The sequence below is a fragment of the Pacificibacter maritimus genome (genome assembly GCF_003814915.1).
GTDB lineage: Bacteria > Pseudomonadota > Alphaproteobacteria > Rhodobacterales > Rhodobacteraceae > Celeribacter > Celeribacter maritimus.
Window position 1 is genome coordinate 205,866 of record NZ_RKQK01000005.1, and the last position, 24,498, is coordinate 230,363.

Below are 24,498 nucleotides of genomic sequence, written 5' to 3' on the forward strand. Positions count from 1 at the left end.
GTAGATCATGGCAAACAGCAAAAGAGACCTGTTCTTGAAGCGCCGCCTGCGCGTCCGGAACAAACTTCGCAAGATGGCAAACGGACGTGCGCGTCTGTCTATCCATCGTTCGAACAAGAACATCAGCGTTCAGTTGATCGACGACGTAAACGGCGTGACACTCGCCTCTGCGTCAACACTCGAGAAAGATCTCGGTGTGGTCGGCAAAAACAACGTCGATGCAGCTTCCAAAGTTGGCGCTGCTATCGCGGAACGTGCCAAGAAAGCTGGCGTGGAAGTATGTTACTTCGACCGCGGCGGCTTCCTATTCCACGGCAAAGTGAAGGCCTTGGCCGAAGCTGCGCGTGAAGGCGGCTTGAAGTTCTAAATCACTTGTGGGTGGCGCTTAACCTTAGGGTTGGCGCCCCCCCGATGATCCAGGGAGGCGCAGCCTAGGCTGCGCTTTTCCACTAGGATTGATAACATCCGGCGCCTCGCGCCACCTATTTAAGGAAATGCCCAATGGCAGATAACAACCGTGGGAACCGTCGCGATCGCGATGAAACTCCAGAATTTGCAGATCGCCTTGTCGCGATCAACCGTGTGTCTAAAACTGTAAAAGGTGGTAAGCGTTTTGGCTTTGCTGCTCTTGTAGTTGTAGGCGATCAAAAAGGCCGCGTTGGCTTTGGTAAAGGTAAGGCGAAAGAGGTCCCTGAGGCCATTCGCAAAGCCACAGAGCAAGCGAAACGCCAAATGATCCGCGTGCCTTTGAAAGAAGGTCGCACATTGCACCACGACGTCAACGGCCGTCACGGTGCTGGCAAAGTGGTTATGCGTACTGCGCCACAAGGTACTGGTATCATCGCTGGTGGTCCAATGCGTGCTGTATTTGAAATGCTCGGTGTTCAGGACGTTGTGTCCAAATCCATCGGTTCTTCAAACCCATACAACATGATCCGTGCGACTATCGACGGTCTTAAGCAAGAATCATCACCACGTTCCGTCGCTCAGCGTCGCGGCAAGAAAGTGGCTGACATCTTGAAAAAAGATGACGCCGCTGCAGCCGCACCTGCTGAATCAGCAGAAGCGTAAGGAGTAGACACAATGGCTAAAACTATCGTTGTAAAACAGATCGGTTCTCCGATCCGTCGCCCACAAGATCAACGTGCTACGTTGGTTGGCCTTGGCCTCAACAAAATGCACAAGACACGTGAGTTGGAAGATACTCCAGCGGTTCGCGGCATGGTGCGTAAGATTTCTCACATGGTAGAAATCATCGAAGAGCGCGACAATTAAGTCGATCTTTTTGATCTAAAGCTTTTGGAAAACGCCTCGTTGGAAACAGCGGGGCGTTTTTGTATTTGCGGGCTCACGGCGTCGTGACATTGCCGCGGGACGGTTGCGTGCTATCTATTGCCTAATTCATGGAGGTTGAAAGATGACACAAACACGCCGTTCCTTTTTAACGCATGCTGGCGCTGCCGTCGGTTTGATTACAGTATTGCCGTTTTCCGCGCGCGCTGCTGGCCATATGTCTGATGTTTTCGCAGATGGTGCGATCACAGTGCATCCGATTGCGCATGCATCCTTTGTTATGGAAACGCCTGCAGGGGTGATTTACGTTGATCCGGTGGGGGATGCTGCAAGCTATGAAAGCCTGCCCTCTGCCGACTACATCCTGATTACTCATGAGCATGGCGATCACTATAATGTTGATACTTTGACGGCGCTCAAGGGGGATGCGACCCAGATGATCACCAATCCTGCGGTCTTTGAAAAACTACCCGAAGGGTTAAGAAACAACACGCAAGTTTTGGCCAATGGCGAATCGGCCGCTTGGGGTGAAATCGGGGTTGACGCGATCCCTGCCTATAACACCACTGAAGAGCGCATGAATTTTCACCCAGAAGGGCGCGATAACGGGTATATTGTAACCTTGGATGGTTTCCGCACTTACATTTCTGGCGACACTGAGCCTACGCCTGAAATGCTGGCGCTGACAGATATTGATCTGGCGTTCCTCTGTATGAACCTGCCATTCACGCAAACAGCGCAGCAAGCAGCAGAGGCGGTTAAAGTGTTTAAACCGACCTATGTCTACCCATACCACTACCAAGGCCGCGATGGCGGGACACAAGATCCTGAACAATTCGCGGAACTTGTCGGGGGCGCGTCTGAGGTCAAAATCGGCGATTGGTACGGTGATCACAGCCACGGCTAGAATGGAATAATCTACCTGAACAGTCTGAAGCCCTCGTTGGAAACAGCGGGGGTTTTTTTATATCGGATAGAGCTATGCACGCGCTGCATGGCGGGTTTGGGAATCTAATGCTACCTAAAAGTTTTCAAACCGCCTAAATGATCATCAACACCCCAGACGGGGATGTCGAAAAATAGACGCAATGAAAACGTTCAAATCTTATAAGGTTCCGCACAATGGCACACGTAACAACATTCTCAACACCAGCTCACACTTCAGTATTCGCTTCTATCGTATCTGCATTCTCAGCAGCTGTATCAGCATTCAAAGAAGCGCGTGCAATCGAAGCAACATACACTAAATTGAGCGCTTTGTCTGACCGTGAATTGGCTGACATTGGCTTGAACCGCGGCTCAATCTACGAAGCTGCAATGGGTACAAAGCTTAAATAAGCTTTTACCACAGTATTTAGGTTGGATGCCTTGCGTTTATGGTCTGCAGTTTTGCGGGCCATTTTGCATTTTAAGGCCGCCTTTTAAAACTGGGCAATGCCAATAGCAGGCTTGAATAGCGCGCGGAACTTGCGTATACGCGCCAAGTGGGTTTTTAGCCCATCAGAATCATTAATTTTACGCCGTGTTTGGCCTTCCGTCGCTGGGGGTCAGTTCCGGCAAGGAGAAGCGACATGAAACTACACGAACTTCACGATAACGAAGGCGCAACAAAGAAACGCAAGCGCGTTGGCCGTGGTCCAGGTTCTGGCACAGGTAAAATGGGTGGCCGTGGTATCAAAGGTCAAAAATCCCGTTCAGGTGTTGCGATCGGTGGCTACGAAGGCGGTCAAATGCCATTGTACATGCGTCTTCCTAAGCGCGGTTTCAACAAACCAAACCGTAAGAAATTTGCAGTTGTGAACCTTGGCCTAATCGAAAAATTCGTAGCCGAAGGCAAAATCGACGCAACAGCAGCGATCACAGAAGATACATTGGTTGCTTCTGGTTTGATCCGCCGCAAATTGGACGGTATCCGCGTTCTCGCAAAAGGCGAAGCGACATCCAAATTGAACATCACTGTGACTGGCGCGTCTAAAGCAGCTGTTGAAGCTGTTGCAAAAGCAGGCGGCTCTCTCACAGTAACGGCACAAGCGGCCGAATAAGGGTTGTGATAGGGGGCGTTGCCCCTTACATCAATTCTATGTTTTCCAAGCGCCGCCGACCGGGAAACCCGGTTCGGCGGCGTTATCGCGAAAGAGAGACCTAATGGCATCCGCAGCAGAACAAATGGCAGCGAACCTTAGCTGGGGCACCCTCGGGAAAGCCACTGAGCTTCGCCAACGTATTATTTTCACCCTCGGTCTGTTGATCGTCTACCGTCTCGGGACATTTATCCCCGTGCCTGGTATCGACGCAAATGCGCTCCGTGACTTTATGGAACAAGCTTCTAGCGGCATTGGCGGTATTCTGTCGATGTTCACTGGTGGTGCTTTGGGCCGTATGGGTATCTTTGCATTGGGCATCATGCCCTATATTTCTGCATCGATCATCGTGCAGCTTCTAACTGCTATGGTTCCCAAGCTTGAGCAACTCAAGAAAGAGGGCGAGCAGGGGCGTAAAAAGATCAACCAATATACGCGCTTTGGCACGGTGGCTTTGGCCTTGTTCCAAGCCTATGGATTGGCTGCCTCTTTGGAAGCTGGCGATTTGGCCCATGAAGCGGGCTGGTATTTCCGCGCAGGTGTGATCATCACGCTTGTGGGGGGGACAATGTTCTTGATGTGGTTGGGTGAGCAAATCACCAATCGCGGCATCGGCAATGGCATTTCCTTGATCATCTTCGTTGGTATCGTCGCAGAAATTCCAAGTGCGATGGCGCAATTCCTAGCCTCTGGTCGGTCTGGCGCGATTTCACCCTTTGTGATCATTCTGGTGCTTGCCATGATCGTCGGTGTGATTGCTTTTGTGGTCTTCATGGAGCGCGCGCTTCGCAAGGTGCACATTCAGTACCCACGTCGTCAGCAAGGCATGAAAGTATTTGACGCGCAAAGCAGCCACTTGCCGATCAAAGTAAACCCAGCGGGCGTTATCCCTGCTATCTTTGCATCGTCTTTGTTGTTGTTGCCAACCACGATCGCAACCTTTTCAGGTCAGTCTGATCTTGGTCCTGTGATGTCTACAATCTTGGCTTACTTTGGCCCCGGCCAGCCTCTTTACTTGCTGTTCTTTACAGCAATGATTGTATTCTTTGCTTACTTCTACACTGCGAACGTTGCTTTCAAATCTGATGAGGTTGCAGACAACTTGAAAAACCAAAACGGTTTCATTCCAGGCATTCGTCCTGGCAAGAAAACCGAAGAGCACCTTGATTATATCGTGGCGCGTATTTTGGTGATCGGCTCTGCGTATCTTGCGGCTGTGTGTTTGTTGCCAGAAATCGTGCGCAGCCAGTTTGCAATTCCGTTCTACTTTGGTGGGACATCTGTTTTGATTGTTGTGTCTGTAACTATGGACACAATTCAGCAGGTGCAGTCACATCTATTGGCGCACCAATATGAAGGCTTGATTGAAAAATCTCAGCTGCGTGGCAAAAAACGCAGTAAGCGGGGGAGCGCGAGACGATGAACATTATTCTGCTTGGACCACCTGGTGCGGGAAAAGGCACACAGGCACTTCGCCTTGTGCAAGAGCGCGGTATGGTGCAGCTTTCTACGGGTGATATGCTGCGTGAAGCGCGGACTTCTGGCTCAGAAATGGGCAAGAAAGTTGCCGCAGTCATGGATGCAGGTCAGCTTGTAACAGACGAAATCGTTATCGGTTTGATCGAAGAAAAAATCCAAGCTGGCAATGCTGCAGGTTTTATCTTTGACGGCTTTCCGCGTACGCTGGGTCAGGCTGATGCTTTGAACGAATTGCTGTCACGCAATGATGTACAATTGGACGCAGTGGTTCAGCTTGAGGTCGACGATGAAACCTTGGTCAAGCGTATTGTTAATCGCGCGGCAGAAGCTGCTGCTGCAGGCAAACCTGTGCGTGCAGATGACAATGAAGAAAGCGTCAAGATCCGTTTGATGGAATACTACAAGAAAACGTCGCCGCTGATTGGCTATTACTATGCGCGGGGCGAGTTGCGCACAGTGGATGGTTTGCAAGATGTTGAACGCGTCGCCAGCGATGTCGCAAAAGCACTAGGCTAAGGTCTTTTACATAGCATTTCAAAGGCCGCGCACGGGAAACTGGCGCGGCCTTTTGGTTTAGTGGGGCGGCTTCTGCGTGACAACTTATGGTAAGCTTGCCTCATATTTCTCAAATGGTTATGGGAAATTGCGGGGCATATCACCAAAGGGCTTGACGCTGTCACAGCGGGGCAGTAGTGAGACCCATCCCGTAAGGGGTAATAGATTCGCTAAGGGTCGCTCCCAAACGTGAAGATCATCGAATTCAGCTGACGCTCGTAGGTGAAAAACTTGCGGGCTTCCGTTGTGAAAAAAGGTTCCGGTACTACGGAACCGCAACGAAAAAGGAATATACATTGGCTCGTATCGCCGGCGTAAACATCCCGACAGGCAAGCGTCTTCCTATCGCATTGACCTATGTAACGGGTATCGGATCTAAATCCGCAAAAGACATTTGTGCAGCAGTTGGCATCGACGAAACTCGTCGTGTTAACGAATTGTCCGATTCAGAAGTTCTAGCTGTGCGTGAGCACATCGACGCGAACTACACTGTTGAGGGCGACCTGCGCCGTGAGACACAGATGAACATCAAGCGCGCTATGGACCTTGGTTCATACATCGGCTTGCGTCACCGTCGCAACCTCCCTGTACGCGGTCAGCGTACGCACACAAACGCACGTACTCGCAAGGGTCCTGCGAAAGCCATTGCTGGCAAGAAGAAGTAAGGGAGGCTACTTAACATGGCACGTGATACTCGTCGCACTAAGAAAAAAGTTTCCAAGAACATCGCCACTGGCGTTGCTCACGTAAACTCTACATTCAACAACACTAAGATTTTGATCTCTGACGTTCAGGGTAACGCGATCTCTTGGTCTTCTGCTGGTACTATGGGCTTTAAAGGGTCACGCAAGTCGACTCCTTACGCTGCTCAGATGGCTGCTGAAGATGCTGGTAAAAAAGCACAAGAGCACGGCGTGAAAACTTTGGAAGTTGAAGTTCAAGGTCCAGGTTCTGGCCGTGAGTCCGCTTTGCGCGCTCTGGCTGCTCTTGGTCTTAACGTTACATCTATCCGTGACGTTACACCAATGGCGCACAACGGCTGTCGCCCACCAAAGCGCCGCCGCGTATAATATATACTGATTTTTTGGATCGCGGGCCTTATTGCCCGCGGTCCGTTTTTGCGTTTTTAAGACCCCTCGGGCGTCCCCTACTTAAGGACATGGGTTTGGGACAAGAATGGAGGCTACAGCATGATCCACAAGAATTGGGCAGAGCTCATCAAACCACAGCAGCTTGAAGTGAAGCCTGGCAACGAGCCAGCACGTCAAGCGACTATTATTGCTGAACCACTTGAGCGTGGCTTCGGTCTGACAATGGGCAACGCCCTGCGTCGTATTTTGATGTCGTCCCTTCAGGGTGCCGCTATCACTTCCGTTCAGATCGACAACGTTCTTCACGAATTTTCGTCAGTCGCTGGTGTTCGCGAAGACGTCACAGACGTTATCTTGAACCTCAAAGGTGTTGCTTTGCGCATGGAAGTTGAAGGACCTAAGCGTCTTTCTATTTCTGCAAAGGGTCCAATGGTTGTAACCGCTGGTGACATCTCTGAAACTGCTGGCATTGAAGTTTTGAACAAAGATCACGTGATCTGTCACTTGGATGACGGCGCTGATTTGTTTATGGAACTGACTGTCAACACAGGCAAAGGCTATGTCTCTGCTGAAAAGAATAAACCAGAAGATGCACCAATCGGCCTTATTCCGATCGATGCGATCTATTCACCAGTGAAAAAAGTGTCCTATGACGTGCAACCGACCCGCGAAGGTCAGGTTCTCGACTATGACAAACTCACATTGAAAATTGAAACTGATGGTTCTGTCACGCCAGAAGACGCTGTTGCTTACGCTGCGCGCATTCTGCAAGACCAGCTTGGTATCTTCGTGAACTTCGATGAGCCTGAGTCTGCCAATCGTCAGGAAGAAGACGACGGTCTTGAGTTCAACCCACTTCTTCTTAAGAAAGTGGACGAGCTTGAATTGTCAGTACGTTCCGCGAACTGCCTCAAGAACGACAACATCGTTTACATAGGTGACCTTATTCAGAAAACCGAAGCTGAGATGCTCCGCACGCCAAACTTTGGCCGCAAGTCTTTGAACGAGATCAAAGAAGTGTTGTCAGGCATGGGTCTGCACCTCGGTATGGACGTTGAAGAATGGCCGCCAGAGAACATCGAAGATCTTGCTAAGAAATTCGAAGATCAGTTCTAAGTGATTTGGGGGAAGGCTTCGGCCTTCTCCCGCAAATGCCCGTTTTGATACGGGGAAGATCTGGGCACTGGATCCTCAGTGAAGGGCCCCAAGGAGAGTAGCTGACACGCATCGGCTGCCAGACAAAGCAAAACACGCTATAGGAGATTTACAATGCGTCACGCTAGAGGTTACCGCCGCCTAAACCGTACACACGAACACCGCAAAGCGATGTTCTCGAACATGGCTGGCTCGCTCATCGAACATGAGCAAATCAAAACAACTTTGCCAAAAGCAAAAGAATTGCGTCCAATCATCGAGAAATTGATCACATTGGGCAAACGCGGCGACTTGCACGCGCGTCGTCAGGCTGCAAGCCAGTTGAAACAGGAAAAATTTGCGGCAAAACTTTTTGACGTTCTCGGCCCACGTTATGCTGAGCGTTCAGGTGGTTACGTTCGTATCGTAAAAGCTGGTTTCCGTTACGGTGACATGGCGCCTATGGCGATCATCGAATTCGTAGACCGCGATCCAGCAGCGAAAGGCGCCGACGACAAAGCACGCCTTGCCGCCGAAGACGGTACAGTTGCAGACGCATAAGCGTTTCCAACGTCTAATAATTGGGCCTCGTTCAGTTGAACGGGGCCTTTTTTTTGACTTTGTGGTAAATAGCTTAAAAGTTTATCGATTTTTCTGCTGTGATGGGATACCGATTTTTTCAGATTTGTTTACAATACCTTATGCTCAATTCTGGTAAAGTGTCGGCAGCTAGGTCGTTTAGGTTCTAAGTTCAGACGTTACGATGCAGATGACTTTCGGGCATAATAGGGCAATCCTGACTTCCCATGTGAATACCATTGGTTTAGCTTGGGGTGATAAGGTCGCCTTATGGTTGTCGAGTCCCTTTAACAGCGAATGAATTCTTATGATTGGTATGACAGAGTTAAATCGACTATTTGCGCAGCTTCGTGAAGCATCCCCCGTTGGTTATACGGCGGGGCTGCATATTCGATTCGCTGCGCCTTTAGTGTATCAATCAACCTACGATCCCAAATGGTTGGAGCATTACACGTCCAATGCGTATGCGTTGCGTGATCCAATGATCGCTTGGGGTTTAAGCTGCGAGGGGCAAACACGGTGGAGCGAAATTGATCTCCCCGATCCATTTGGAATTTGGAGGCAGGCCGCTGAATTCGGCCTGAATTACGGAATGGCTGTGTCCTGCGGGCCAGTTCAGTCGCGATCTATTGTTGGTTGCTCTCGCACCGATCGCGAATTTACCGATGCTGAAATGGCAAAGATTGCGTTGGTTGTGCGCACTTTGCATGAGGTGTCCGAACCCCAGACAGATCTAACACAAGCTCAAATTCAGGCTCTCCGGTGCATCGCGGGCGGTGATCGTCACGCAGCTGCCGCGGCCAGACTCGGGATATCCGAAAGTGCATTAAAAGCGCGGTTGGTATCAGCCCGAGAGCGTCTCATGGCGCGGACCACCTCAGAGGCAATCCAAAAAGCCAAGGAGATTAAGCTGTTGTGATGGTGAGCCTCCCTGCGTTGCGTTGAAGAAATCAACCGACACTGGAGACTACCATGCAAACAACCACACTTTCTTTCACCAATTTGCACAACTATGGCGATCTTTTTGCGAACATGCTTCGCGCAAGACATGAAACCTTCATTCAGCAGGCGAAATGGGATCTGCCACAAGCAGATGGTATGGAGTACGATCAATACGATACACCTGCGTCCCGTTGGATTGCAGTTCATGAATTTGGCGAGGTTCTAGCAGGGATCAGACTGACCCCTACAACAACGAAATGCGGTATATATTCTTACATGATCCGCGACGCTCAGCGCGGTCTTTTGGATAGTATCCCATCCGACCTGCTCTTTGAGGAAGCGCCTGTCGCGCCGCATGTCTGGGAATCCAGTCGCATTTTTGTATCCCACCGCGTTCCCGCAAAAATCCGTATGCGCGTTCAGATGAATCTCATCAATGAAATGACGCTGTCTGCGCGTGCACTTGGCGCAACCTCAGTGATCGGATTGATTCCTGAAAAGGGTCCGCGTTGGGGGCGCCGCGTCGGCTTAGATATCGACGTGATCGGCCGCGTAATGGACATCGGAGGGGCGAATAACGCCTGCATTCGCATCAACCTGTCCAATAAACTGCACTAGCAAATACTCACGACGGGGCCGCAACGCAGTATTGTGGCCCCGTTTTCCCTTTTACCACGTGGTATTGCGGCGTAGTGTTGGCGCATGTCTGACCTATTCCAATCCGATATCTCTAAACCCGAAGTCCAAGCGCCGCGCCCGCTTGCGGACCGTTTGCGCCCGAAATCTTTGGGTGAGGTTATCGGCCAATCCCATGTGCTCGGACCCGAAGCCCCTTTGGGTGTGATGCTGGCCTCTGGATCTTTATCGTCGATCATTTTCTGGGGACCGCCTGGCGTTGGTAAAACCACCATCGCGCGGCTATTAGCGGATGAAACGGATCTGCATTTTGTCCAAATCTCGGCGATCTTTACGGGCGTTCCTGATTTACGCAAAGTTTTCGAGGCAGCGAAATTGCGCCGTCAGAATGGTAAAGGCACGTTGTTATTTGTCGACGAAATCCATCGTTTCAACAAAGCACAGCAAGATAGTTTTCTGCCTCATATGGAAGACGGCACAATTCTTTTGGTTGGCGCAACGACTGAAAACCCCAGCTTTGAATTGAACGCAGCGGTCATGTCACGCAGCCAAGTGATGATTCTGGAACGTTTGTCGCTGGATGAGCTCGCATTGATGGCCGCGCGCGCTGAGACCGAATTTGAGCGCGATTTGCCGCTGACCCAGCGCGCACGCGAAACCCTATGTGAGATGGCCGATGGCGATGGTCGCACGCTTTTAAATCTGATTGAACAGGTCATGGCATGGCGGGTTTCGCAGCCGCTTGACAGCGATCAGTTGGGCAAGCGTTTGATGCGGCGTGCTGCCAAATATGACAAATCTGGTGAGGAACATTACAACCTGATTTCAGCGTTGCACAAGTCGGTGCGAGGGTCCGATCCTGATGCGGCGTTGTACTGGTTTGCCAGAATGCTAGAGGGCGGCGAAGACCCGCGCTACCTCGCGCGCAGGCTTGTGCGGATGGCGGTCGAAGATATCGCATTGGCCGACCCTCAGGCGCAAACGGTTTGCCTGCACGCGTGGGAAACTTTTGAGAGGCTTGGCTCCCCTGAAGGCGAGTTGGCCCTATCGCAGGCTGTGATATATTTGGCATTGGCGCCAAAATCTAACGCGGCTTACGTCGCCTATAAGGCGGCGCGTGACGCGGCGCGCAAAACGGGATCAGAGCCGCCCCCCAAGCACATTTTAAATGCGCCGACCAAGATGATGGAAAAGCATGGGTATGGCGTAGGCTATGCCTATGACCACGATTCTAAAGATGGATTTTCAGGGCAAAACTTTTTTCCTGAAACCTTGCCACGCACCCAGTTCTACGCCCCTGTTGAACGCGGTTTTGAACGTGACTTAGCTAAACGTGTTGCCTATTTTGAAAAGCTTAGAGATCAGCGAAAACGAGATTAGGCCAAAACCCCAATATCTGTTGACATTTCACTGAATGAGACCCAAGGAACAGGCAAAAGGACACCAAAAATGGCACCTCTCTTGCAAGTGGCCCTTGGCGGGGCGATCGGCGCATCGGCGCGGTATTTAACCTCCATTGCACTGGCTCGTTTACTGGGCGGTGGCTTTCCTTGGGGCACTTTGGCAGTCAACTTTGTCGGCTCGTTCCTTATGGGTGTTTTTATCGTGGTTTTGGCGGAAACGTCAGGTCATCGCTTCACTCTGTTTTTGTTGACAGGTGTCTTAGGGGGCTTCACCACATTTTCCGCGTTTTCGCTTGATGCGATCGCGCTGTATGAGCGGGGGCAATTCGGCCTAGCCGCGAGTTATGTTTTAGGGACCTTGGTTTTGGCGCTTGGCGGCATTGCTATTGGTCTTGCAGTTGCACGGGGAGTCGTCGCATGAGCAAAGTTCAAATGATCACCATAGGGGATGATCAACCCGAGCAGCGTTTGGATCGTTGGTTTCGAAAGTCTTTTCCACAGATCACGCAGGGCAACATAGAAAAACTATGCCGCAAGGGTGATATTCGTGTCGATGGGGGACGCGTTAAATCAAATACGCGCGTCGGCCCTGGCAATGTAGTGCGTGTGCCGCCGCTGCCCGATGTGGAAGCGCCAAAGCATAACAATATTCGATTGACCAATGCTGACATTAAAATGATGCAGCAGTCTGTTTTGTATAAAGACGACCATATTATCGTCATCAACAAGCCTGCGGGGCTGCCGACGCAAGGTGGCTCAAAACAGTTGCGCCACGTCGATGGATTGTCTGAAGCGCTGCGTTTTGATTACGATGAAAAGCCTCGCCTTGTGCACCGTTTGGACAAGGACACATCAGGTGCATTGGTTTTGGCACGCACCCCTGCGATGGCCACAAAACTGACCGAAGCCTTCCGTCACCGTAATACGCGCAAAATCTATTGGGCCTTGGTCGCGGGCGTTCCCGTTCCATATTTGGGTGAGATCAAATACGGATTGGTCAAAGCATCGGGGCGCGGCAAAGGTGGTGAAGGCGAGAAAATGTATGCTGTTCACCCGCGCGATGTAGACAGCACCGAGGGCGCAAAACGCGCGAGCACGCTGTATGCTACGTTGTATCGCGTCGGCAGCCGTGCGTCATGGGTGGCGATGGAACCTTTGACAGGGCGCACCCACCAGCTGCGCGCGCATATGGCTGAAATCGGTCATCCGATTGTAGGCGACGGCAAATATGGTGGCTCTGGACAAGAAAACATGGGCGACGGCTGGGGCGCACAACTTGGCGGTGTCATCAGCAAAAAGCTGCACCTACATGCACGCCGTATTGCGTTTGAACACCCTGTAACACGTAAACTGCTGAGCGTGACTGCGCCTTTGCCAGAGCATATGAAAAACAGCTGGGACACTTTCGATTGGTCTGAAGACTTGGCGGCGGAAGATCCGTTTGAGACGCTCAGATGAGCAAGCTCGTTATTTTTGATGTCGATGGAACGCTTGTCGACAGTCAGGCGCATATCGTTGCCTCAATGACCGCGGCCTTTGACAGCGTTGCCTTGCCCCAGCCAGAACGCCAAGCGGTGCTCTCTATCATCGGGCTGTCTTTGCCCTATGCGATGAAAGAACTTGCGCCCATGGCGGATGACCAGACAGTCGCGCAAATGGTAGAGGTCTATAAGTCTGATTTCAGCGCCAACCGTTTGCGTTCTGATGCGATGCCGCCGCTTTATGATGGGGCTGAGGCAGCGATTGCGGCGCTTGCTTCACGTGGGGATATGATGCTTGCAATTGCAACAGGCAAAAGTCGCCGCGGGCTAGATGCTTTGCTTGAATCTTGGCCATTTGCCGATGTTTTCGCCACAACACATTGCGCCGACGATCACCCATCAAAGCCGCATCCTTCGATGGTGCAGGCCTGTTTGACCGATTGCGATGCCCAAGCGGCGGATGCGGTTGTGGTGGGGGATACGACTTACGATATGGAAATGGCGAAGGCCGCGCGCTGTGCTTCGATTGGTGTGTCTTGGGGCTACCACGGGGTGCGTGCCCTAACGACGACTGGGGCGGCGGCGATTGTGACTGATTTTTCACAGCTTGAGACGACGCTCGATACGATTTGGAAGGACTAGACCATGGCGGATTTTGAGGCAAAGCGCTTTTGGAAAGAGACAACAGTGGCCCCTGTTGAGGGCGGCTTTACGGTTTTGCTAGATGGGCGCAATGTGCGCACGCCAGCCAAAGCGCTTTTGGTTGTGCCGACGCAGGATTTAGCTGAACACATCCGTATCGAATGGGATGCCCAAGAGGGTAAGATCGATCCAAATTCAATGCCCTTCACGCGGGGGGCTAATGCGGCAATCGACAAGGTGCGCATTCAACATGCTGAGGTCGCTGATATGCTGTCGGAATACGGCGATAGTGATCTTGTGTGTTACCGTGCCAGCTATCCGCGCGAACTTGTCGCGATGCAGGCTGAAGCATGGGATCCTATTATCGCTTGGGTGAAAGATCGATTTGGTGCCGCTTTGCAGACGCGTGAAGGTGTGATGCCCGTCCCGCAAGATCAAGCGTCACTTGATCTGTTGCGCCAGCACGTGCATGGGTTCACCGAATTTGAACTGTCCGCCTTTCATGATCTTGTGGCTTTGACGGGATCACTAGCCTTGGGTTTGGCTGCAACCGAATCAATTTACAGTGAAAAAGACCTCTGGGATCGCTCGCGCATTGATGAAACATTCCAAATTTCGCAGTGGGGCGCTGATGACGACGCTACGTCAATCGCTGAGATAAAAAGAGACAGTTTTTTTCACGCCTATCGTTTTTTCCACATGGCGCAAAAATAGAGATACCCCAGTTTTTGCGATCAGGCCTGATTTTAGGCAACAAAATTAGGGAAATGCTTGTGCCTGCGATTTGTATACTGTGGTGTGCTGTAAATTGATGCTAAAATTGCATCAGCTATAGATTGCGCTGCTATAGCCTAAGAAAAAAGCAAATGCCTATTTTGCATACGAATCTTTGATCATAGCCTTGACGATACGTGATGATTCCTCTCAACTTGAGCGCAGGAGAGGCTGTGAACTGCCTCCCGTCTTAATTACCAGCCACTCAAGGTTGGACTAGCGTTGTATCGACGTGAACTCAGGAAGAGGTAAAAATGAATAAAACTGCATTTGTAAGCGCTTTGGCTGCCGCAGGGCTTGTTGCAACTGGCGCCATGGCTCAAAGCTCTGGCTCTGCAACTTTGGCTGCTGTGCAAGAACACGGCGCTGTTAAGTGTGGCGTGAACACTGGTACACCCGGTTTCGCTGCCCCAGACGCTGACGGCGTGTGGAAGGGCTTTGACATCGACTTCTGTCGCGCTGTTGCTGCGGCTGTCTTTGGCGATCCAGAAAAAGTTGAGTACACTCCTTTGACTTCAGCGACGCGTTTTACAGCGCTGTCTTCTGGCGAGATCGATTTGCTTGCACGTAACACAACATGGACATTCTCGCGTGATGTTGACCTGAAACTCGATTTCGTAGGTGTAAACTACTACGACGGTCAGGGCTTTATGGTTCCAAAAGATCTTGGTGTGTCTTCTGCGAAAGAACTTGAAGGTGCGACTGTATGTATCGAAACAGGTACAACAACAGAGCTTAACCTTGCAGACTTCTTCCGCATCAATGAGCTGGACTATGAACCAGTTCCAGTAGAAAGCTTCACAGAAGCGCAAAACCAGTTCTTGGCTGGCGCTTGTGACGTTTACACCACGGATGCATCTGCACTTGCGGCTGCACGTTCTGCGTTTGAAACACCTGGCGACTACGTTGTTTTGCCAGAAATCATTTCTAAAGAGCCACTCGGCCCACTTGTACGCCACGGCGACTCTGAATGGGCAGATATCGTACGTTGGTCATTCAACGCGATGGTTGCTGCTGAAGAATTGGGTGTGACATCTGCGAATGCGGCTGAAATGGCTGAAAACGGTACGAATAGCCCTGAAATCAACCGTTTGCTCGGTCGTGAAGGTGAGCTTGGTGCGATGCTTGGTTTGCCAAATGACTTTGCTTTGAACATCATCACCAAAGTAGGCAACTACGGTGAAAGCTTTGAAGCGAACATTGGCGAAAGCACAACAATCGGTCTTGCACGTGGTTTGAACGCGCAGTGGACTGATGGTGGCCTCATCTACTCCCCACCCTTCCGCTAGGTTCTAATGACAAAGGGGGCGCGGATCACTCCGCGCCCTTTTCATATCTACAGATCAAAAAACAAAATGGCCAAAACGATAGGATTTTTCCCATCGAATTTTGCGCTAACTTCGGGGAAATGGGGGACAGTCTACAATGACGACAATGATAGACCCACCAAAGGCTGCTGGTTTTCACATCAGCCAACTGCTTTACGATACTCGCTATAGGTCGATGACAATCCAAGTGATTGTGTTCTTGCTCGTAATGGGGCTCGGCGCTTATCTGCTAAATAATACCATCATCAATCTGGCCGCCGCTGACAAAGACATCGATTTCGGATTTCTTGGCAATCGAGCTGGCTATGATATCAATCAATTGCTTATCCCGTATTCGTCCGATTCCACTCATTGGCGTGCGACGATTGTAGGGCTTTTGAACACGCTCCTTGTTGCGTTTTTAGGCTGTATCCTTGCAACGATCATCGGGGTTGTTGCGGGTGTTTTGCGTTTGTCTAAAAACTGGCTCACAGCAAAGATCATGTCATTCTATGTGGAAAGCTTCCGCAATATTCCTGTGCTGCTTTGGATTTTGGCGTTTTTCGCTGTTTTGTCTGAAATGGATCGTAAGCCACGTTCATTCCGCGGTGAAGACGCTGTGAATAACATGTGGTTGTGGGATTCCGTTGCTGTCACAAACCGCGGAACATATATCCCAGCACCTATTTGGGGCGATGGATCTGCGCTTGTTGTGATCACGTTCTTGTTGTCGCTTTTGGGCATCTGGGCTTACGGAAAATGGTCACATCGCCGCTTTGAAGCGACGGGTCAGATTTTGCCGAATTTCTGGTACAAGCTTGGCATTTTCATTGTGCCGTCATTGGCCGTTTTCTTTTTGCTAGGCCGCCCGATTGCCTTGTCTATCCCAGAAATCAAAGGATTTAACTTTTCTGGCGGTTTGCATATTCGCAATTCACTTTTGGCGCTGTGGTTGGCTTTGTCATTCTACACAGGGTCATTCATCGCTGAGATCGTGCGCTCTGGCATTTTGGCCATTTCCAAAGGACAGACAGAGGCAGCCGCAGCGCTTGGTTTGCGTCCCTCACGGACGATGAACCTTGTGATTTTGCCGCAAGCTTTGCGTATCATCATTCCGCCGCTGATTTCACAATACCTGAACTTGACAAAGAACTCGTCACTGGCCTTGGCCGTGGGATACATGGACTTGCGATCAACTTTGGGTGGCACGACTTTGAATACCACAGGGCGGGAGCTGGAATGCATGTTGTTGATGATGATGGTCTATCTGGCTGTCAGCTTGACGATTTCAACATTCATGAACGTCTACAACAACTCTGTAAAACTGAAGGAGCGGTAATATGAAAAATTCGAAATCCGTCGCCTTCGTGCGCGAAGGCATGATCGATCAACAGCCGGCGCCTGCGTCACAAATCGGTGCTGTGCGGTGGTTGAAAGACAACTTGTTTTCTTCCGTACTCAACTCGATTTTGACGATCATTTCCCTACTCGTCATTTTCTGGGTTTTATCTGGCATTGTGCCGTGGATGTTCGGGGGCGTGTGGAATGCAAGTTCGCTTTCTGAGTGCCGTGACATTTTGAACGAACGCTATGGCAATACGCATTACGCCTGTTGGGCGGTTTTGACAGAACGCTGGCAGCAATTATTATTTGGCTTCTATCCCGCCGAAGAAATCTGGCGCGCTGTCGTGGCCTTTGTACTGATGCTTGTTGCGATTGCGCCTGTTCTGTTTGAATCTGTGCCACGCAAACTGTTGTGGGTGACCATTGCCTTTCCATTCTTGATGGTTTGGCTTGTTTGGGGCGGTCCAATTTGGGGGCCACTTCTGGTCGCTCTTGGCTTTGTCCTTTTCTATGTCTCTTATGTGGTACTAGAGCGCAAATCATCGACCTTGTTGGCGCTGATTGGATCATTGGTTATCGGATTAGTCTGGTGGATGTTCTGTGTCGGTCCATTGAGTGAGGCTTTGGGGTCTGCATTGCCGATTGGCGATTTGGAACGCGTTGAAAGCCGCGTCTTGGGTGGGTTTATGATCTGTGTGATCATTGGCCTCTCTGGCATCGCATTATCATTGCCGATTGGTTTGATCTTAGCGCTTGGCCGCCAATCGAACCTATGGGTGGTAAAGGCAATTTGTGTGGGCTTCATCGAATTTATTCGTGGCGTGCCGTTGATTACCTTGCTGTTCACGGCGTCTTTGTTGCTGAACTATTTCCTACCACCAGGCACTGCCTTTGACTTGACGTTGCGGGTGATCATTATGGTGACGCTATTCTCATCTGCCTATATGGCCGAAGTGATCCGCGGGGGCTTGGCAGCTTTGCCAAAAGGTCAGTACGAAGCAGCAGATGCATTGGGGCTTGATTACTGGCAGTCTCAGCGCCTGATCATCATGCCGCAGGCTTTGAAAATCTCGATTCCTGGAATCGTAAATACGTTCATCGGCCTGTTTAAAGACACGACTTTGGTCATGTTCATCGGCATCTTTGACATGCTTGGTCTATCTAACGCTATCCGCGCGAACTCCGCTTGGAACGGCATCAATTGGGAGCTGTATATCTTTATCGGGCTCGTCTTTTGGATCTGCTGTTTTTCAATGTCGCAATATTCTCAGTGGCTGGAACGCAAGCTGCGCACTGGTCATCACTAAGAAAGGAGACTGTCTATGTCTGCTGAACTTCAAAACCATCTCGCCGACGAAGTGGCGATCCAAATCACCAATATGAACAAGTGGTACGGTGATTTCCACGTGTTGCGCGACATCAACCTAACGGTTCAACGCGGTGAACGTATCGTGATTGCTGGCCCATCTGGTTCGGGCAAGTCCACTATGATCCGCTGTATCAACCGTTTGGAAGAGCATCAAAAAGGTCAGATCGTTGTTGATGGCACCGAATTGTCGTCGGATCTGAAAAATATTGATAAGATCCGTCGAGAAGTGGGGATGTGTTTTCAACACTTCAACCTGTTTCCGCATTTGACGATCTTGGAAAACTGCACCTTGGCGCCGATGTGGGTCCGCAAGACACCTAAGAAAGAAGCCGAAGAACTGGCGATGCATTTCCTTGAAAAGGTGAAGATCCCTGATCAGGCCAACAAGTACCCAGGCATGCTGTCAGGTGGTCAACAGCAACGTGTGGCGATTGCGCGGTCTTTGTGCATGCAGCCGCGTATCATGCTATTTGATGAACCTACATCAGCCCTTGACCCTGAGATGATCAAAGAGGTGCTCGACACCATGGTTACGCTCGCGGACGAAGGCATGACTATGCTTTGTGTGACGCATGAGATGGGCTTTGCCCGTCAGGTTGCTGACCGCGTGATCTTTATGGATCAAGGGCAAATTGTTGAGCAGAACGAGCCAGAAGAGTTCTTTAACAACCCTAAATCTGATCGAACAAAACTGTTCCTCAGCCAAATTTTGGGTCACTAGGCTTTCGGTCAATATAATAAAAGGCGCCTGCGGGCGCCTTTTTTATGCGGAAACGCTGCGCAGTTGGATATGCCCTAACTTTGAGGTGTCCAAAAATTTTGCAGGATGTTTTCACCGAGCGCCACGTCACTCCAACGTGGTGCTGCTATGTCAAAAACTGCTGTCGCGCAGGTTGGGTAGTGTACGAAATCTGAATGCGGGGCAGGGAATTTTATCAAACGATTGGCCAGTTCGCCGATGCCGGGATTATGTGCAAGCAGCAGGACACAATTTCCTGTAGCGCGCTGAAGCGTTTGCAAAAGCACATCACAAGACGCCAAGTATAAAGCGTCAAGGTTTTGCGCCTCAGCTTGAATAGCGCCGATCTGTGCAATGACAGACCACGTTTCTTGTGTCCGCGCAGCGGTTGAAACAATGGCCTGATCTATGTCGCTGTCCGTCAACCAGCGACCCAAGCGCGCGGCATCTGCGCGCCCTCGATCTGCAAGAGTGCGGTCCTTGTCGTCTTGTATCGGGTCTGCCCAGCCCGACTTTGCATGACGCGTCAGGATCAGTCGCAGTGCCACTACTGTTCCGTTCTCTTTTCGTCGGGAAGATTATCCCTAATTAACGACCCTGCGCCATGTTCGGTGAACAATTCTAACAGGCAGGCATTCGGTGCACGTCCATCCAAGATCACAACTGCGCGCACGCCATCTGCAAGGGCATCCAGCGCGGTTTGTGTCTTGGGAATCATGCCGCCAGCAATCACGCCATCGGTCGTCAAGCTGCGGATCATATTGGAATCAAGTGCAGTTAAAACTTCACCATCGGCCCCTTTGACGCCCGACACATCTGTCAAAAGCAAAAGGCGGTCGGCTTGCAGCGCGCCTGCAATCGCGCCTGCCGCGGTATCGCCATTCACGTTGAAGGTTTCGCCATTCTTGCCAGCGCCAAGAGGGGCAATCACTGGGATAAGGCCCTTACTGCCGAGATCATCAATGATCGCAGGCTTCATTTCGACAGGCGTACCAACATAGCCCAGGTCGGCGTTGGTCTGATCGCAAACCATAAGGTTCGCATCTTTGCCTGAAATGCCGACAGCACGCCCACCTTGGTTGTTGATCGCTTGCACGATACGCTTGTTGACGAGGCCTGAAAGCACCATTTCAACAACTTCCACCGTTGCCTTGTCAGTCACTCGCTTGCCGTCGACAAATTCGGATTTAATGTTCAGGTCTGACAGCATTTTGTTGATCATCGGGCCGCCGCCATGAACGATCACGGGCTTAACACCGACTTGCTGCATCAAAACCACATCGCGTGCAAAGCTGTCCATAGCCTCATCGGATCCCATGGCGTGACCGCCAAGTTTTATCACAACTGTGGCCCCTTCATAGCGCTGCAAATAGGGCAGGGCTTGGGACAATGTGCGGGCAGTGGCGATCCAGTCTCTGTTCATGTCTTGTTTCTTCATGGCTTTGGGGTCCAAGGTTTGTGCCATGCAGCGGACCAATCCTTCGGGATTCGTGGCTGCATCGGCGAATTATTCCAGCGTTGAAATCACAGCGCGCAATACGTCAATGCCCCAGCCTTTTTCCGATGAAGTCACAATGATTTCAGGGTAGGCTGCAGGGTGCTTTGAAACGGCCTCGCGAGTTTGCTCTAAATTTTTCGCTCGCTCAACTTCTTTGACCTTATCTGCTTTCGTCATCACAACTTGAAAGGTCACTGCGGAACGGTCCAGAAGACTCATGATTTCTTCATCTACCGCTTTGACGCCGTGACGGCTGTCAATCAGAACAAACGCGCGGCGTAAAGTGGCGCGACCTGACAGATATGCTTTCAGAAGGCGCTGCCATTTGGCGACAGTGTCTTTTGGGGCTTTGGCAAAACCATAGCCTGGCAAGTCGACCACATAGTGGCTGTCCGCGCAGGTGAAAAAGTTAATTTCTTGGGTGCGACCGGGGGTGTTTGATGCACGCGCCAATGCTTTACGGCCTGTCAGCGCGTTGATCAGCGTGGATTTACCCACGTTGGATCGGCCTGCGAAACAGATTTCGATTCTGTCATCTGGTGGCATGCCGTCCATGGCAACGACACCTTTGAGGAAATCAGTTTCACCAGAAAAGAGGAGGCGACCCTTCTCAAGGGCCGCCGCATCTGGTTCCGCAATTGGGAATGTTAGTTTCATATGGGTGATACGGCCCTTAGGCCGAACCTTCCTTTTTCTTGAGGCGCAAGGATCTGGCAATGTTGCCAAACAGATCCGGCTTGTGGCCGTGACTGCGCATGATGAGATATTGCTGGATAAACGTGATCGTGTTGTTGGTGATCCAATATAGAACCAGACCAGATGCGAAGCTGCCCAACATGAACATAAACACCCATGGCATCCACGCAAAGATCATCGCTTGCGCGGGATCTGTGGGCGCTGGGTTCAGTTTTTGCTGTAACCACATGGAAATACCCAGCAAGATTGGCAAAATGCCGAGGCTGATAAACGCCAGAATGGATGAGGGGTCGGGTGGTGAAAAGGACAACAAGCCGAACAGGTTCAGGATTGAGCTAGGGTCTGGCGCGGAAAGATCGCGGATCCACCCCAGCCAAGGTGCATGACGCAGCTCAATGGTGACAAAGATCACTTTGTACAAAGAGAAGAACACAGGGATTTGCAAAAGCAATGGCAAGCAGCCCGAAGCTGGATTTACTTTGTTTTTCTTGTACAGCTCCATCATGCCTTTTTGCAGTTTTTCACGATCTTCGCCTGCATCGGCTTTCATTTTTTCCATCTCAGGCTGCAATTCTTTCATGCGAGCCATTGAAACGTAAGATTTATAGGCCAGTGGGAACATGATACCTTTGATCAAAAGCGTTAAAGCGATGATCGACCAGCCCATGTTGCCAATCAACAGATTGATAGCGTGCAAAAGTCGGAAGATTGGCTGCGTGAAGAAGAAAAACAGACCCCAGTCGATGGAGTAGATAAAGCGGTGAATGCCCAAATCATCTTGGTAACCTTTGATCGCTTCCCACTCTTTAGCACCAGCGAACAAGTATGTTTTGCTTGTGACGGTTGCGCCAGCTGCGACTTCTTGCACGGGCAGGCGGGATTCGATTTGGTAAGTGTCTTTTGTCGGCACGTATTTCGCAACTGATGTAAAGGCTTGGCCAGGTTGTGGCACCAAGGTTGTCATCCAGTTCTTATCAGTAAAGCCGATCCAGCCATTTTCTTCGGATGTATACTTAGAGGTGTTGCCACCCTCGGCTGCATTCATGTCGAATTTGGCAATCTTTTTGTATGTCTCTTTTTCGTAGCTGTCGTCGCTTTGCAGAATCAGACCTTCATGCAACACGAAGTATCCTGAAACGTCAGGCGTGCCGTGACGGGCAACGATGCCGTAGGGGGAGAGGCGAACAGGCGCAGCACTTGTGTTTTCGACTGATTGCTCAACCGAGAACATATATTCATCATCAATCGCAATCGTGCGGCGGAAAATCATGCCGTTGTCATTGTCCCAAACCAAAGTAATCGGTGTGGTCTGTGTTAGAACATCCCCTTCTTCTACAGACCAAATCGTGTTGGCATTTGGAACATATTCTTGCGGTAGGTCGCCGGCAGGTGCCCAGCCATAAACGGCGTAGTAAGGCGATTCTGCCCCAACGGGTTCAAGCAGCGTTACGATTTCATCGCTGTCTAAATCGACCGTATAGTCTTTCAGGGAAAGATCGTCGATCCGGCCGCCTGCCAATGAAAGTGATCCTTGAAGACGATCAGTATCTATCGTGATGCGTTCTGCTGTAGCAGCTGTTGGACTAGGTGTATCTGTAGATGCCTGAACGCCCGCATCAGTGCTTGGAGGCAAAAGTGGGGCCGCACTATCTGTTGGTTGGGAAAGTTGAGTTGTTTCTACTGCTGTCGTCTGTGTTGGCGCAGGGAAAAAGACCTGCCATGCCAGCAACACGATCCCGCTGAGTGCTACAGCCAGAATCAAGTTCTTGTTTTGATCATCCATCACGGTCGCCTGATTGTTGGAATTTGTCTGGGTGGTTCAACCCGTCCAAGCGCCGAAGGTCAAGCAAATTCGATGTTTTTCCAAGGAAAGTGAAAAAATGCTCAGCTGGCCTTCCGTCCGATTTGAGGGGTTTGCGCCATTTTTTGGCGGTGATTCTCCATCCACTCCATCGTCAAATCAAATGCCATCGGGTGTGCAATTGAAAACCCTTGCACATGACCGCAACCAAGTTGAGCGAGCATCGCGTGCTCTCCGACGGTTTCAACGCCTTCCGTAAGTGTTTCTAAATTGATCCGTTCTGCCATCGTTAGGATGGCGGCTAGCATATCTTGTTGTTCACGATCTATATCGCAGCGGGTGACATAAGATCTGTCTATCTTGATCCGCTTTACCGCAAAGCGACGAATGTTTGAAATCGACGCATGCCCCGTGCCAAAGTCATCTAAATCAATGCCGCAGCCGAGCTGGCTAAGCGCAGTGATATTGCGCGTAATCGTGTCATTTTCGGAATAGGAAATCACGTTTTCTAGGATTTCAACGGTCAATCTAGATGGCGCAAGCTCGAAGCGGTCCAGTTCCCACCGAATTTTGTCCACCAGTGCGGGGTTTGCAAGTTCTGTAGCTGAAAAATTTACTGCAACCGTCGGAACATCAATTCCAGCCTTATCCCAAGCTTGGAGAGCAGTGAAAGCATGATATAAAATGATTTCACCGAGGCGTTCGATTAGGCCGCTTTCTTCAATCATGTAAATAAATTCGTCAGGTGGGATTATGCCGTGCTCAGGATGGTTCCAGCGTGCGAGCGCTTCCATCCCAGACACTGTGCCTGTATCGGTGGAAACTTGCGGCTGAAACCATGGAATGATGTCACCGTTCTCAAGGGCTTCGCTGACCTCGATAGACAATGAACTACGATCCCGCGTTGTTTGCAGCGTTGCAGATGAAAAGGCGCGAATAGATCCAGCGCCGTGACGTCGCGCCTCGGCCAGCGCCGCTTCTGCTGAGTCTAAATATGCCGCGCCCGAATGCGCAGGGGCTCGCGAGGGCATGCAAAACCCAATACTTGCTGAAACATATATTTTGGTTGCATCAATTGACAGAGGTTCGGATAGCGCTGATTGCAGGCGCGATGCCATTTGAATGAGCGTTTCCAGATCCGCGCGGCGGACAGGCGCGAGGGCAATGCAGAATCGCGGGCCATCTAGTCGTGCAACGATATCTAAATCACGTAGGCTTTCGGTAATGCGGTGCGCGCAAGCGCGCAAAACGGATTCAGCCGCTTCTGCCCCAAAGGTGGATTGGATTCCTCGATAATCATCAACTTCAATGGCAAGGCATGCCGTCGTTCGCCCCGTTGATACCTGTGCATCCAGTATTTGGTCCATAGCGTCGATGACAGCTGGTCTGAGGGGAAGGGCGGTCAGGCCGTCGAAATTTTGCTCTGACTGTTTTTGCGATACCCCGTTTATAGCGGTGATAAGAATAGGCAGACAGATTGCGATTTCTATGAGTGCCGCCTCACCGCCAAGCCAAAATGCGCCTAGACAGACCGCAGGAAAAAAGGCCAGCGCCTGATGACCTGACAAAAGCATTTGCATGAAGTGTAGCGTGGCAGAAAGGTTCTGGCGCATGATTGGGCGTCCTGTTTCGTGGCTGTGTGCAAGGGGCACGG

The 24,498-nt window shown here is 50.9% G+C and carries 28 protein-coding genes; 23 read left to right on the top strand and 5 right to left on the bottom strand.

Annotated elements, in window-relative coordinates:
- The first annotated feature begins 7 nt into the window (after positions 1–7).
- From rplR to EDD53_RS14145, 23 genes are all read left to right on the top strand, one after another.
- Positions 8–367 carry a 50S ribosomal protein L18 gene (rplR, locus tag EDD53_RS14035; RefSeq protein WP_123794186.1) on the top strand — a complete coding sequence of 120 codons (360 nt, stop codon included), beginning with the start codon at positions 8–10 and terminating at the stop codon, positions 365–367.
- A 134-nt stretch (positions 368–501) separates the two neighbouring features.
- Complete coding sequence (rpsE, locus tag EDD53_RS14040) at positions 502–1,071, top strand: 30S ribosomal protein S5 (RefSeq protein ID WP_123794187.1); 570 nt, start codon at positions 502–504, stop codon at positions 1,069–1,071.
- Between the two features lie 12 nt (positions 1,072–1,083).
- On the top strand, positions 1,084–1,275 hold the full coding sequence (rpmD, locus tag EDD53_RS14045; protein WP_123794188.1) for a 50S ribosomal protein L30: 192 nt from the start codon (positions 1,084–1,086) through the stop codon (positions 1,273–1,275).
- A 142-nt stretch (positions 1,276–1,417) separates the two neighbouring features.
- Positions 1,418–2,200 carry an MBL fold metallo-hydrolase gene (locus EDD53_RS14050; RefSeq protein ID WP_123794189.1) on the top strand — a complete coding sequence of 261 codons (783 nt, stop codon included), beginning with the start codon at positions 1,418–1,420 and terminating at the stop codon, positions 2,198–2,200.
- A 215-nt stretch (positions 2,201–2,415) separates the two neighbouring features.
- Complete coding sequence (locus tag EDD53_RS14055) at positions 2,416–2,631, top strand: DUF1127 domain-containing protein (protein ID WP_123794190.1); 216 nt, start codon at positions 2,416–2,418, stop codon at positions 2,629–2,631.
- 233 nt (positions 2,632–2,864) lie between these two features.
- Positions 2,865–3,335 carry a 50S ribosomal protein L15 gene (gene rplO / locus EDD53_RS14060; RefSeq protein WP_123794191.1) on the top strand — a complete coding sequence of 157 codons (471 nt, stop codon included), beginning with the start codon at positions 2,865–2,867 and terminating at the stop codon, positions 3,333–3,335.
- Positions 3,336–3,438: 103 nt separating this feature from the next.
- Positions 3,439–4,797, top strand: coding sequence for a preprotein translocase subunit SecY (gene secY / locus EDD53_RS14065; protein WP_211331630.1), 1,359 nt, complete (start codon positions 3,439–3,441; stop codon positions 4,795–4,797).
- Entirely contained in the window at positions 4,794–5,369 is a 576-nt protein-coding gene (locus EDD53_RS14070) for an adenylate kinase (RefSeq protein ID WP_123794192.1), read from the top strand. The genes secY and EDD53_RS14070 overlap by 4 nt, the downstream gene beginning before the upstream one ends.
- A gap of 335 nt (positions 5,370–5,704) precedes the next feature.
- Positions 5,705–6,073: a 30S ribosomal protein S13 gene (rpsM, locus tag EDD53_RS14075; protein ID WP_123794193.1), complete on the top strand. Its 369-nt coding sequence runs from the start codon at positions 5,705–5,707 to the stop codon at positions 6,071–6,073.
- 15 nt (positions 6,074–6,088) lie between these two features.
- Positions 6,089–6,478, top strand: coding sequence for a 30S ribosomal protein S11 (gene rpsK / locus EDD53_RS14080; protein WP_123794194.1), 390 nt, complete (start codon positions 6,089–6,091; stop codon positions 6,476–6,478).
- Between the two features lie 120 nt (positions 6,479–6,598).
- Positions 6,599–7,615 (top strand): DNA-directed RNA polymerase subunit alpha, encoded by a 1,017-nt coding sequence (locus EDD53_RS14085; RefSeq protein WP_123794195.1) that lies wholly within the window; start codon positions 6,599–6,601, stop codon positions 7,613–7,615.
- A gap of 153 nt (positions 7,616–7,768) precedes the next feature.
- Positions 7,769–8,194: a 50S ribosomal protein L17 gene (gene rplQ / locus EDD53_RS14090; RefSeq protein ID WP_123794196.1), complete on the top strand. Its 426-nt coding sequence runs from the start codon at positions 7,769–7,771 to the stop codon at positions 8,192–8,194.
- Between the two features lie 325 nt (positions 8,195–8,519).
- A complete protein-coding gene (locus tag EDD53_RS14095; protein ID WP_123794197.1) occupies positions 8,520–9,131 on the top strand; it encodes an autoinducer binding domain-containing protein in 612 nt (203 codons plus the stop codon).
- Positions 9,132–9,184: 53 nt separating this feature from the next.
- The gene (locus EDD53_RS14100; protein ID WP_123794198.1) at positions 9,185–9,772 is read left to right on the top strand and encodes an acyl-homoserine-lactone synthase; all 588 of its coding nucleotides are present in this window, start codon (positions 9,185–9,187) and stop codon (positions 9,770–9,772) included.
- 84 nt (positions 9,773–9,856) lie between these two features.
- Positions 9,857–11,170, top strand: a complete 1,314-nt coding sequence (locus EDD53_RS14105) for a replication-associated recombination protein A (RefSeq protein ID WP_123794199.1) — start codon at positions 9,857–9,859, stop codon at positions 11,168–11,170.
- A 69-nt stretch (positions 11,171–11,239) separates the two neighbouring features.
- Positions 11,240–11,614 (top strand): fluoride efflux transporter CrcB, encoded by a 375-nt coding sequence (gene crcB / locus EDD53_RS14110; protein ID WP_123794200.1) that lies wholly within the window; start codon positions 11,240–11,242, stop codon positions 11,612–11,614.
- A complete protein-coding gene (locus tag EDD53_RS14115; RefSeq protein ID WP_123794201.1) occupies positions 11,611–12,651 on the top strand; it encodes an RluA family pseudouridine synthase in 1,041 nt (346 codons plus the stop codon). The genes crcB and EDD53_RS14115 overlap by 4 nt, the downstream gene beginning before the upstream one ends.
- Entirely contained in the window at positions 12,648–13,316 is a 669-nt protein-coding gene (locus EDD53_RS14120) for an HAD-IA family hydrolase (protein WP_123794202.1), read from the top strand. Before EDD53_RS14115 ends, EDD53_RS14120 begins: the two co-directional genes overlap by 4 nt.
- Positions 13,317–13,319: 3 nt before the next feature.
- Complete coding sequence (locus EDD53_RS14125) at positions 13,320–14,030, top strand: ATP12 family chaperone protein (RefSeq protein ID WP_123794203.1); 711 nt, start codon at positions 13,320–13,322, stop codon at positions 14,028–14,030.
- Between the two features lie 314 nt (positions 14,031–14,344).
- Positions 14,345–15,379, top strand: coding sequence for an amino acid ABC transporter substrate-binding protein (locus EDD53_RS14130; RefSeq protein WP_123794204.1), 1,035 nt, complete (start codon positions 14,345–14,347; stop codon positions 15,377–15,379).
- A 136-nt stretch (positions 15,380–15,515) separates the two neighbouring features.
- Positions 15,516–16,736 (top strand): amino acid ABC transporter permease, encoded by a 1,221-nt coding sequence (locus EDD53_RS14135; RefSeq protein WP_123794205.1) that lies wholly within the window; start codon positions 15,516–15,518, stop codon positions 16,734–16,736.
- A 1-nt stretch (position 16,737) separates the two neighbouring features.
- Positions 16,738–18,048: an amino acid ABC transporter permease gene (locus tag EDD53_RS14140; RefSeq protein WP_123794206.1), complete on the top strand. Its 1,311-nt coding sequence runs from the start codon at positions 16,738–16,740 to the stop codon at positions 18,046–18,048.
- Between the two features lie 15 nt (positions 18,049–18,063).
- Positions 18,064–18,831 carry an amino acid ABC transporter ATP-binding protein gene (locus tag EDD53_RS14145; protein WP_123794207.1) on the top strand — a complete coding sequence of 256 codons (768 nt, stop codon included), beginning with the start codon at positions 18,064–18,066 and terminating at the stop codon, positions 18,829–18,831.
- Positions 18,832–18,905: 74 nt separating this feature from the next.
- Here the strand turns inward: EDD53_RS14145 and EDD53_RS14150 are convergent, their stop codons facing one another.
- The 5 genes from EDD53_RS14150 to EDD53_RS14170 all read right to left on the bottom strand — a co-directional run bounded on the left by EDD53_RS14150 (position 18,906) and on the right by EDD53_RS14170 (position 24,457).
- On the bottom strand, positions 18,906–19,397 hold the full coding sequence (locus EDD53_RS14150) for a SixA phosphatase family protein (protein ID WP_123794208.1): 492 nt from the start codon (positions 19,395–19,397) through the stop codon (positions 18,906–18,908).
- The gene (argB, locus tag EDD53_RS14155; protein ID WP_211331633.1) at positions 19,397–20,287 is read right to left on the bottom strand and encodes an acetylglutamate kinase; all 891 of its coding nucleotides are present in this window, start codon (positions 20,285–20,287) and stop codon (positions 19,397–19,399) included. The genes EDD53_RS14150 and argB overlap by 1 nt, the downstream gene beginning before the upstream one ends.
- A 69-nt stretch (positions 20,288–20,356) precedes the next feature.
- Complete coding sequence (gene yihA, locus EDD53_RS14160; protein WP_123794209.1) at positions 20,357–21,004, bottom strand: ribosome biogenesis GTP-binding protein YihA/YsxC; 648 nt, start codon at positions 21,002–21,004, stop codon at positions 20,357–20,359.
- A gap of 16 nt (positions 21,005–21,020) precedes the next feature.
- Positions 21,021–22,826, bottom strand: coding sequence for a membrane protein insertase YidC (yidC, locus tag EDD53_RS14165; RefSeq protein ID WP_123794210.1), 1,806 nt, complete (start codon positions 22,824–22,826; stop codon positions 21,021–21,023).
- 101 nt (positions 22,827–22,927) lie between these two features.
- Positions 22,928–24,457, bottom strand: a complete 1,530-nt coding sequence (locus EDD53_RS14170; protein WP_123794211.1) for a putative bifunctional diguanylate cyclase/phosphodiesterase — start codon at positions 24,455–24,457, stop codon at positions 22,928–22,930.
- Positions 24,458–24,498 lie beyond the last annotated feature (41 nt).